Source organism: Ferrovibrio terrae (assembly GCF_943372915.1).
Classification (GTDB): domain Bacteria; phylum Pseudomonadota; class Alphaproteobacteria; order Ferrovibrionales; family Ferrovibrionaceae; genus Ferrovibrio; species Ferrovibrio terrae_A.
In genome coordinates, this window is the sequence record NZ_CALSAN010000041.1 from 20,610 (window position 1) to 30,950 (window position 10,341).

Below are 10,341 nucleotides of genomic sequence, written 5' to 3' on the forward strand. Positions count from 1 at the left end.
CCGGCATCATGACCGCGGGATTTTCAGTGCATGTGATGAGCCGCGCCCAGCTCGACCTCGCCGTCGACTGGGCCGCTGCCGAGGGCTGGAATCCGGGCCTTGCCGATGCCGGCATCTTCCACGCCGCCGATCCGCAGGGCTTCCTGATCGGCCTGCAGGATGGCGAGCCGGTCGCCTGTGTGTCGGTGGTGCGCTACGGCCATCGCTATGGCTTCCTCGGTTTCTACATCGCGGCGCCGGCCTGGCGCGGCAAGGGCAGGGGCTGGGCGGTGTGGCAGGCCGGGTTGCAGCATCTGGGCGAACGCGTGGTTGGCCTCGATGGCGTGCTGGCGCAGCAGGACAACTACCGCAAATCCGGTTTCGCACTCGCCCATCGTAATATCCGCTATGGCGGCACGCCGGGCTTTGGTACGCCATCGGCTGCGCTGGTCGATGCGCGCAGCATCGGCTTCGACAAACTGCTGACCTATGATCACCGCTTCTTCCCGGCGCCGCGCGATGGGTTCCTCTCCGCCTGGCTCACCGCGCCGGGCCATCGCGCCCTGACCTCTGTCGTCGATGGCGACCTGGCCGGCCTCGGCGTGATCCGGCCCTGCCGTAGCGGCCACAAGATCGGGCCGCTGTATGCCGCGTCGCCGGCGCTGGCCGTCGATCTGCTGGCTGGCCTGTGCGAGGGCGTCGCGGGTCCGGTCTGGCTCGATGTGCCGGAAACCAACGCGCATGCGGTGAAACTCGCCGAAAGCGCCGGCCTGAAGCCGGACTTCGAGACCGCGCGCATGTATAAGGGGCCGGCGCCGGTGGTCGACATCGCGCATCTCTACGGTATCACCACATTCGAGCTGGGCTGATGAAACTGCTGCTGATCAATCCCAACACCACCGTGCCGATGACCGACAAGGTGCTTAGTGTCGCGCGCCAGGTGGTGTCGCCGGACACCACGCTGGTCGGCGCCACCGGGCGCTTCGGTGCCGCCTATGTTGCCACCCGCAGTTCCTACGCCATCGCTGCCCATGCGGCACTCGATGCCTGGGCCGAGCATGCCGATGGTGGCTTCGATGCCGTGCTGCTGGCCTGCTTCGGCGATCCCGGCCTTGATGGCCTGCGCGAGCTTTGCGATGTGCCGGTGGTCGGCATGGCCGATGCCTCGATCCAGCTGGCGGCCAGCCTCGGCAAGAAGTTCGGTATCGTCACCGGCGGTGAGCGCTGGGGCCCGATGCTGCATGAATTCGTCGCCAGCCGCGGCCTGAGCGAAAAGCTCGCCTCGGTGCAGACCGTGGCGCCCACCGGTGGCGACATTGCCCGCGACCCCGAAGGATCGATGGCCCTGCTGGCCAATGCCTGCAAGGCAGCGGCAAAGGACGGTGCCGATACTGTGATTCTCGGTGGCGCGGGTCTTGCCGGCCTCGCTGCGGTGATCCGCGATCAGGTGCCGGTGCCGCTGATCGACAGTACCGAGGCCGCCGTGCGCGTCACTGAAGCCGTGGCCGCATCGAAACTCGGCAAGGCCACCATCGGCACCTTTGCGACGCCGCCCGGCGTGCCCAGCATCGGGCTGTCGCCGGCGCTGGCGAAACGCATCTCCGGCCTTTAAGGCGTTTCGCGCAGCCAGACCTGCGTGCGGCCCAGGATCGGCGTGCCGATATAGCCGCGCAGGCGCAGCTTCTGTCCCGCTTCGGTGAGGCTGGCCTTGGCGTTGTAGATCTTGCCGTTCTTCGGATCGAGCACGCCGCCGCCGGCCCATTCATTGGTGCCGTCGGCTTTCAGGCCCCAGAGGAACACCATGCCGATCACCGGCTGGTCCTTTCGTTCGCCCTCGCAGGCCTCGCAGCGCGGGTCGGGCTTTTCATCCGGCCGCAGGAAGATCTGCAGGATGCGGCCCTGCAATTCGCCATTCACATCTGTGATCTCGACAATGCTGCGCGGCGTGTTGGTCTCGTCGTCGATGGTTTTCCAGCGGCCCACGGCACTCGGCTCTGCGGCATGGACCGGCACGGCCAGGCTGAGAGCAAGACCCACAGACGACATAATATTGCGGAGCGGACGGGGCATGGCGGACCTCCTGAGACGGACAATCGCATAATTTCATGCTTTGGCGAATTTTCACCGGCGCCGAAACTGTTATAGAGTGACCGACAGCACAGGCCGATATTTTAAGGCCCGGCAGTTTTGGGAGATACGGCATGACCGAACAGACCACGGGCTCCCGCTTCCGTCTCGGTGTCGGCGCGGCCGAGGATTGGCGCATGGCGGTTGATGGCTGCCTGCTGCAGCTGATGCCGCTGTCCGATACCGCCAATGTCGGCTTCGTCTATGTCAGCGACCGCATGGCCGATCGCATGCCGCAGATCATGAAGCGGCTGACCGAGGCCACCGGCATTGCCAACATGGTCGGCGCCTGCGGCTACAGCATTGCCGCCGGCGACAAGGAATATTGCGACGAGCCAGTGGTGGCCTGCTTGGTTGGCACCGTGCCCGAGGGCAGTGCCAAGGTCTTCACCCGTCCCACCGAGCGGCCGCAGGGCTGGCTCGGCGTCGTGCATGCCGATCCGCAGGTGCCGGCGCTGCCCGAACTGATCGAGGATTTTTCCGAAGCCTGTGGCGCCTATCTGGTCGGCGGCCTGGTGGCGGCGCGCGGGCCGCGCCCGCAATGGGCCGGCAGCGCCATCGAGGGCGGCATGTCGGGCATCGTGTTTTCCGAAGCGCAGCCGATGATGACCAGCCTGACGCAAGGCTGCAGCCAGGTCGGCGGCCTGCATGAGATCACCGCGGCCGATGGCAATGTGATTCTCGAACTCGATTCCAAGCCGGCCTATGACGTGCTGCGCGACAGCTTCGCCGTGGAGTCGCTGCAGGACCTGCGCAAGCTCTCCAGCGGGCTGATGGTGGGCCTGCCGATCACCGGCGCCGACCGCCCCGATTTCCTGGTGCGCAACATCATCGGCATCGACCCCCAGGCCGGCGGCATCGCCATCGGCGCCATGGTGGAAGAGGGCGAGCAGATCTTCTTCTGCCGCCGCGACATCGAATCGGCCGGCCGCGACATGGACCGCATGCTCACCGAGGTGAAGCGCCGCTGCGGCGACCGCGTGCCGCGCGGGGCCTTGTGGTATTCCTGCATGGCGCGCTGCCAGGATCAGTTCGTGCAGTCGCCCAGCGAGCTGGCCCGCATCCAGACCGTGTTCCCCGACCTGCCGCTGGTCGGCATGTATTGCGGTGGCGAGATCGCCCAGTCGCGGCTCTACGGCTATACCGGCGTGCTGGCGCTGTTCCTGTAACAATTCCCTGCAAGATTCTCCTGGCAGGATTTCTGCCGGAGAAAGCTCATGACCGATCCATACGGCGGCCCGCCGCGCAGCGGCTGGCCCAGACTGATGGTGGAACTGCTGGTGCAGGATTTCACCATATCCCTCAGTTTCTGGCGCGACGTGCTCGGTTTCGGTATCGCCTATCAGCGACCGGTAGAACGCTTTGTCTATCTTGAGCATCCCGATGGTGCGCAGATCATGCTCTGCCAGCGCCACGGTCAATGGGAAACCGGACCGCTGCAACGGCCTTATGGCCGGGGTCTGATGCTGCAGGTCTATGTCAGGCGGCTCGATCCCGTCATTGCCGCCCTGACAGCGATGGATTGGCCGATTCATACCGGTCTGCGTGAAACATGGCGGCGCGTCGGAGACCGCGAATCCGGACAGCTTGAGGTTTTCGTGCAGGATCCCGATGGCTATCTGCTCATGGTGGCCGAAGAGATCGGTGAACGGCCGCTCAACTAGGCCTCCAGCACGATCCGGCCCACCACCTGGCCGGCCTTCAGCTTTTCCAGTGACGCGGTCGCCTGATCCAGCGGCGCCATGGTGATCGGCAGGGCCGGCAGCGCGGTGGTCTGCGCCAGCGCCAGCAGTTCGCGCAGTTCGGCCAGGCTGCCGACATAGCTGCCGCTCACCCGCAACCCCTTCATCACATGCAGGCCGATGGAAAAGCTCGCGGTGCCGCCGAGCAGGCCGACGGTGACCAGATGGCCGCCCTTGCGCAAAGCGCCATAGCCGAAGCCGAAGCTGGTATCCGAGCCGGCGAAATCCACCGCCGCCATCACGCCGCCGGTGGCCTTCAGCAGTGTTTTCAGCGCGCCGTCCGCGCGCGGATCGATGGCCTCGCTGGCGCCGAGCTGCAGGGCGGCTGCGCGCTTGGCCGGATCGAGATCGGCGACGATAGGCGCCACGCCGGTCATGGCTTTGGCCAGCGCCACCGCATTCAGGCCGACGCCGCCGGCGCCGACGATGAGCAGGCTGTGATCCTCGCGCAGGCGGCCGATCTTCTTCAGCGCCGAATAGGCGGTGAGGCCGGAGCAGGCATAGGTCGCCGCCAGTGCCGGATCGAGGCTGCCGATATCGAGCAGATAGCGCTCATCGGGCACCAGCACATGGCTGGCATAGCCGCCATCGCTGAAGATGCCGATCGCCTGCTGCGCGCCGGCACAGAGATGCTCGTTGCCGTCGCGGCAGGGCGGGCAGGTGCCGCAACCGATCCAGGGAAAGAGCAGCTTGCGCTGCCCGGCTTTCACCTGTGTCGCCTCGGGGCCGGCCGACACAACCGTGCCGGTGATCTCATGGCCGGGTGTCAGCGGCAGCAGAGTGCCATTGGCGGCCGCCACCACGCGCTTGCCGCCGCCGAGATCGAAATAGCCGTCCCAGATATGCAGGTCGCTGTGGCAGACGCCGCAGCATTCGACCCTGACCAGCACCTGGCGCCCGGCCGGCTGCGGCAGCGGCTTCTCGGTCAGCACCAGCGGCTTGCCGAAGGCGGCAACCTGATAGCAGCGCAGCATGGCGTCCTCCTGTGTTGCGATGATGGTAGGAAGCCCGGCGGGCTGGTGTCCAGCCTCCAAACCGGTAAACTCGGGCCAAGAAATGTGCGTGGGAGGCTCCGTCATGCTGAAGCAAATGTTCGATCTCACCGGCCGGGTGGCGCTGATCACCGGTGCCTCGCGTGGCTTCGGCCTGGAATTCGCCAAGCTGTTTGCCGAGGCCGGTGCGCTGGTGATCCTGAATGGCCGCCATGTCGAAACCCTGCAGACGGCTGCCGATGTGGTGCGTCGCCATGGCCTGGTCGATATCGCCGCCTTCGATGTGGCCGACATTCCCGCCGGCGTGTCGGCGATTGCCGCCATCGAAAAGACCCATGGCAGCCTCGATATCCTGGTCAACAATGCCGGCATGAATATCCGCAAGCCGCTGGCCGACTATAAGCTGGAGGACTGGCGCCAGGTGATCGAGGTCGATCTCACGGCGGCGTTTGCGCTGGCGCAGGCAGCCGGTCTTGGCATGGCAAAGCGCGGCTATGGCCGCATCATCAATATCGGTTCGGTGATGTCGGTCTGGGGCCGCGCCGGCATACCCGCTTACGCGGCAGCCAAGCACGGCATTCTCGGCATGACCAAGGCCTTTGCCGCCGAACTCGGCGCCAGCGGCGTCACCTGCAATGCCATCGCGCCGGGCTATTTCGAAACCGAGCTGAATGCCGAGCTGATGAAGAACGCGGATTTCGTGAAATACGTCACCGACCGCACGCCGCTGCGCCGCTGGGGCAAGCCTGACGAACTGGCCGGCGCCGCGCTGTTCCTCGCCTCGCCGGCGGCAGGCTATGTCAACGGCCACCTGCTCACCGTGGATGGCGGCATGACGACCACGATGTAAGCGCATGACGGCAGCCAGCGACAGCCCCAGAGACATCTTGGGTTTCATCCCGGCCTTTCCGGTGCGGCACGAACGCCGCCTGCCGCTGTTCCGGCTGTTGAAGACACTGCGCCAGAATGCCATCGGCACCTACACGAGTGAGGCCTTCGAGCGCGACGTCATTGTCTACCGGCTCGGCTTCAAGCCGATGATCCTGGCCAATCACCCCGACCTGATCCGCCATGTCATGCTCGACAATGCGGCGAATTACGAGCGCGACCCGGTCGGCAAGCGCATGCTGGAACCCGGGCTGGGCAAGGGACTGCTCACCAGTGAAGGTGCGGAATGGAAACGCCAGCGCCGCATGATGGCGCCGATTTTCCAGCCGCGCCGGCTCGCCGGCTTCGCCGAGATCATGACGGACTATTCCGCCGCGCTGGCGGAAAAACTGGTAGCGCTGCCGCAAGGCCAGAGCATCGACATGGCCGAGCAGATGATGCTGCTGACGCTCGACATCATCGCGCGCACCATGTTCGGCGCCGATGCGACCACCGATGTCTCGGCGGTGGGAGCGGCGATGGACCGCTACCAGGTCACGGTGCGACCCAATATTCCCGATCTGCTTGGCCTGCCGCGCTGGGTGCCGCGCCCCGATGCGCGCGAGGGCCAGCGCGCGCTGGCCGAGATGGATGCCATCATCAACAGCCTGATCCGCCGCCGGCGCGAGAGTGCAGACCCGGGCAGCGATCTGCTCGGTCTGCTGCTGGCGGCGCGCGACGATGAGACCGGCAGCGTGCTGGATGATCGGGAAGTGCGCGACCAGATGGCCACCTTCTTCCTCGCCGGCCATGAAACCACCGCCACCGCGCTGGCCTGGACCTGGTATCTGCTGGGCCATGCGCCGGCGGTGGAGGCGAAACTGCATGCCGAGCTTGATACAGTGCTCGGCGGCCGGCCGGCCACCTATGCCGACTACGACAGGTTGATCTATACCCGCATGGTGATCGAGGAGGCGATGCGCCTCTATCCGCCGGCCCACACCACGGCGCGGCAGGCGGTGGCCGATGACCGCTTCGGTGCCATCGAGATGCCGGCCGGCACCATGGTGGTGGTGTCGCCCTGGATCATGCATCGGCACCGGCTGTACTGGCAGAATCCCGATGCCTTCGATCCGGAGAATTTCGCCCCCGACAAGGCTGCCGCGCGTCGCCGCTACACCTATCTGCCCTTTGGGGCCGGGCCGCGTATCTGCATCGGCCAGGGCTTTGCCATGATCGAGGCGGTGCTGATCCTCGCCACACTGGCGCAGAAATTGCGTGCCCGCCTGGTGCCGGGCGCCATGGTGACGCCGGTGGCGAAAATCACCCTGCGGCCGTCGCCCAATCTGCCGATGACCATTCAGCCGCGTTGAACAGGACAGATTCAGAATGAGTGAAGACCTCTGCTACATGCCGGCCGCCGATCTGGTCGAAGGCTATCGCACCGGAAAACTGTCGCCGGTCGAGGTGACGCATGCGCTGCTCAAGCGTATCGCGGCGATCAACCCCCGGCTCAACGCCTATAATCTGGTCGATGACGCATCCGCCCTGCGCGATTCTCAAGCTTCTGAAGCGCGCTGGAAAGCCGGCAAGCCGCTCAGCCCCATCGACGGCGTGCCGGCCTCGATCAAGGACATCATCCTCACCAAGGGCTGGCCGACCCTGCGCGGCTCGAAGACCGTCGATCCGCACCAGGCCTGGGACGAGGATGCACCGGTGACGGCGCGCCTGCGCGAAGCCGGCTGTGTCATCATCGGCAAGACCACCTCGCCCGAGATGGGCTGGAAGGGCGTGACGGACTCGCCGCTCACCGGCATCACGCGCAATCCGTGGAACACCGATCTCACGCCGGGCGGTTCCTCGGGCGGCGCCTCGGCGCAGGTCGCCGCCGGCCTCGGCCAGCTTGCGGTCGGCACCGATGGCGGCGGCTCGATCCGCATCCCGGCCGGCTTCACCGGCATCGTCGGTCTGAAACCCAATTTCGGCCGCGTGCCGGCGGCGCCGCTCAGCCCCTTCGGCACCGTGGCGCATCTGGGACCGATGACGCGCACGGTGCGCGATGCGGCACTGATGCTGAACGAGATGGTCAAACCTGACGCGCGCGACTGGTTCGCGCTGCCCTATGACGGGCGCGACTACACCGCCAATCTGGGGCAGGGCGTGAAAGGCCTGAAGATCGCCTACAGCCCGACGCTGGGTTTCGCGAAAGTCGATCCCGAGGTTGCGGCGGCGGTGGATGTGGCGGCGAAACAGTTCGCGGCGCTGGGTGCCAGCGTCGAGCAGGTCGATCCCGGCTTTGCCGATCCGATCTGGATGTTCCATGTGCACTGGTTCCTCGGCGCCTACAATGCGACCATGGCGCTGCCCAAAGACAAGTTTGCCATGCTCGATCCCGGCCTGATCAAAACCGCAGAGGCAGGGGCGAAGATCACCACCAGGGAATACCTGCAGGCCCAGAATGAGCGCGGCAGGCTGGGCGTGCTGATGAAGCGTTTCCATGAAACATACGACCTGCTGTTGACACCCGCGCTCGCCGTGCTGCCCTTCACCGCCGGTCGCCTCGCACCCGAAAGCATGGGCGATGCCTACTGGACGGAGTGGACACCGTTCACCTATCCCTTCAACCTGACTCAGCAGCCCGGGCTCACGGTGCCCTGCGGCTTCTCGAAATCCGGCCTGCCGATCTCTCTCCAGCTGGTTGGCCCGATGCATCGCGAGGATCTGCTGCTGCGCGCCGGGGCCGCCTATGAGGCGGCCACCGAGTGGCACAAGCCGAGGCCGAAACTGGCATGACCGATAACGCCGCTCTGCTCACTGTCACCGAAATGGCTGCCGCCGACCGCGCGGCCATCAATGGCGGTGCATGGGGCGGCGGCGTGCCGGGCATCGACCTGATGGAAGCCGCAGGTGCCGCCGTGGCGCGCATGGTGCAGCGGCATCATCCACTGGGGAGCGTGGTGGTGCTCTGCGGGCCAGGCAACAATGGCGGCGACGGCTTTGTTGCAGCACGGCTGCTGAAAGATGCCGGCCGGCAGGTCGCGCTGCTGCTGTTCGGATCGCGTGACAAGCTGACGGGCGATGCGGCAGCGATGGCGCAGCGCTGGACCGGTCCGGTGATTGCTGCCACGCCGGTGCAGATCATGCAGGCCGATGTGATCGTCGATGCGCTGTTCGGCGCCGGCCTGAGCAAGCCACTGGAGGGTGCAGCGCTGGCGCTGGTCGATGCGGTGAATGAATCCGACGCGGCAGTCGTGGCGGTCGATCTGCCCAGCGGCCTGCACGGGGATGACGGAAAGTTTCGTGGCGGCGCGGTGCGCGCCACACGCAGCGTCACTTTTTTCAGGCCCAAGCCGGGCCATCTGCTGCTGCCCGGCCGGCTGCTCTGCGGTGATCTGCATGTTGCCGAGATCGGCATTTCGGCTGCGGTGCTGGCCGAGATCAGGCCGCAGCAATGGCGCAACGATCCCGCCCTGTGGCGCGCGCTACTGCCGGTGCCGCATGTCGCACACCATAAATATGCCCGCGGCCATGTGCTGGTGCGTGGCGGGCGGCAGGCCGGGGCAACGCGGCTGGCCGGCCATGCGGCGCTGCGCATCGGGGCCGGACTGGTGACGCTGGCGCAGCCGCAGGAGGCGATGCTTCAGGGGGGCGGACCGGATGCGCTGATGCGCCAGCGCTGCGACGGCATTCCCGGCTGGCGCGCCGCGCTGGCCGATCCGCGCCGCAATACCCTGCTGCTCGGGCCGGGCAACGGCAGCGGCATGGCGACGCAGCAGGCGGTGCTGGATGCACTGGCGAGCAAACGCGGCACAGTGCTGGATGCCGATGCGCTGACAGCCTTTGCGGATGATCCGAAGCGGCTGTTCGCAGCGATCAGGGGGCCAACGATCCTGACGCCGCATGACGGCGAATTCGCCCGCCTGTTCCCCGATCTCGCCGCGCTGACCAAACTGGCGCGCGCGCGGGCGGCAGCCAAGATGAGCAACGCCGTCATTGTGCTGAAAGGCGCCGATACCGTGATTGCCGATCCTGACGGTCGTGCCGCGATCAACACGAATGCTCCTCCTGATTTGGCAACTGCAGGCGCGGGCGATGTGCTGGCCGGCTTCTGCGCCGGGTTGCTGGCGCAGGGGATGCCGGTGTTTGAAGCCGCCTGTGCCGCCGTCTGGCTGCATGGCGCGGCGGCGAATGAAGCCGGCGTGGGTTTGATCGCCGACGATCTGATCGAGGCGGTCAGGCGGCCGTTGGCGGCTCTGCGACGATAGTGCGCGCCTTCGCCAGCGCCGCTGTCAGGTTCGGCTGCACCGCACCGGGCCCGAGCCGCTCCAGCAGTCCCATTTCGCGCAGCACCTGCAGGGGCTGTGGCTGCACGCGGGTCAGCAGCACCACGGTGCCGCGTGCGCGGTTCTTGTCGATGAAGCTGCCCAGCGCGTCGATACCGCTGGCATCCACCAGCGGCACATTGCCCATGCGCAGGATGAACACCCGCGGCGCTTTCTCGATGCGGTCGAGGATATCGGCCAGCATGGCGGCGACACCGAAGAAGAACGGCCCGCTGATCTCGAACACCTCGACGCCTTTCGGGATGTCGATGGCGGCCAGTGCGGTGGCGCCGGCCTCGGTCTCGGCGCGTT

Annotated in this window: 11 protein-coding genes; 8 read left to right on the forward strand and 3 right to left on the reverse strand. The window is 66.5% G+C overall.

The annotated features are described in order from the left end of the window. Positions 1-8: 8 nt before the first annotated feature. Together AAG821_RS19830 and AAG821_RS19835 are read left to right on the forward strand one after the other, a co-directional pair. The gene (locus AAG821_RS19830; RefSeq protein WP_341915814.1) at positions 9-848 is read left to right on the forward strand and encodes a GNAT family N-acetyltransferase; all 840 of its coding nucleotides are present in this window, start codon (positions 9-11) and stop codon (positions 846-848) included. Then, a complete protein-coding gene (locus AAG821_RS19835) occupies positions 848-1,591 on the forward strand; it encodes an aspartate/glutamate racemase family protein (protein WP_341916405.1) in 744 nt (247 codons plus the stop codon). Before AAG821_RS19830 ends, AAG821_RS19835 begins: the two co-directional genes overlap by 1 nt. On the opposite strand, the gene AAG821_RS19840 is transcribed toward AAG821_RS19835, so the two are convergent. Continuing rightward, on the reverse strand, positions 1,588-2,049 hold the full coding sequence (locus AAG821_RS19840) for a DUF2147 domain-containing protein (RefSeq protein WP_341915693.1): 462 nt from the start codon (positions 2,047-2,049) through the stop codon (positions 1,588-1,590). The two genes, AAG821_RS19835 and AAG821_RS19840, sit on opposite strands and share 4 nt — an antisense overlap. A 131-nt stretch (positions 2,050-2,180) precedes the next feature. On the opposite strand from AAG821_RS19840, the gene AAG821_RS19845 reads away from it, so the two are divergent. Together AAG821_RS19845 and AAG821_RS19850 are read left to right on the forward strand one after the other, a co-directional pair. Next, positions 2,181-3,275, forward strand: a complete 1,095-nt coding sequence (locus AAG821_RS19845; protein WP_341915691.1) for an FIST C-terminal domain-containing protein — start codon at positions 2,181-2,183, stop codon at positions 3,273-3,275. 48 nt (positions 3,276-3,323) lie between these two features. Next, on the forward strand, positions 3,324-3,770 hold the full coding sequence (locus tag AAG821_RS19850) for a VOC family protein (RefSeq protein WP_341915690.1): 447 nt from the start codon (positions 3,324-3,326) through the stop codon (positions 3,768-3,770). Here the strand turns inward: AAG821_RS19850 and AAG821_RS19855 are convergent. Continuing rightward, positions 3,767-4,822 (reverse strand): alcohol dehydrogenase, encoded by a 1,056-nt coding sequence (locus AAG821_RS19855; RefSeq protein ID WP_341915689.1) that lies wholly within the window; start codon positions 4,820-4,822, stop codon positions 3,767-3,769. The two genes, AAG821_RS19850 and AAG821_RS19855, sit on opposite strands and share 4 nt — an antisense overlap. 103 nt (positions 4,823-4,925) lie before the next feature. Here AAG821_RS19855 and AAG821_RS19860 point away from each other — a divergent pair, with 103 nt between their 5' ends. From AAG821_RS19860 to AAG821_RS19875, 4 genes are read left to right on the forward strand one after another with little or no spacing between them, the layout of a single operon-like run. Continuing rightward, positions 4,926-5,690, forward strand: coding sequence for an SDR family oxidoreductase (locus AAG821_RS19860; RefSeq protein WP_341915687.1), 765 nt, complete (start codon positions 4,926-4,928; stop codon positions 5,688-5,690). A 4-nt stretch (positions 5,691-5,694) separates the two neighbouring features. Further along, positions 5,695-7,080, forward strand: a complete 1,386-nt coding sequence (locus AAG821_RS19865; protein WP_341915686.1) for a cytochrome P450 — start codon at positions 5,695-5,697, stop codon at positions 7,078-7,080. Between the two features lie 16 nt (positions 7,081-7,096). Next, on the forward strand, positions 7,097-8,500 hold the full coding sequence (locus AAG821_RS19870; RefSeq protein WP_341915685.1) for an amidase: 1,404 nt from the start codon (positions 7,097-7,099) through the stop codon (positions 8,498-8,500). Beyond that, positions 8,497-9,972, forward strand: coding sequence for an NAD(P)H-hydrate dehydratase (locus tag AAG821_RS19875; protein ID WP_341915683.1), 1,476 nt, complete (start codon positions 8,497-8,499; stop codon positions 9,970-9,972). Before AAG821_RS19870 ends, AAG821_RS19875 begins: the two co-directional genes overlap by 4 nt. Here AAG821_RS19875 and AAG821_RS19880 read toward each other — a convergent pair. Then, the coding region (locus AAG821_RS19880; RefSeq protein ID WP_341916407.1) for a sodium-independent anion transporter at positions 9,941-10,341 on the reverse strand (401 nt) is incomplete at its 5' end. The genes AAG821_RS19875 and AAG821_RS19880 overlap by 32 nt on opposite strands.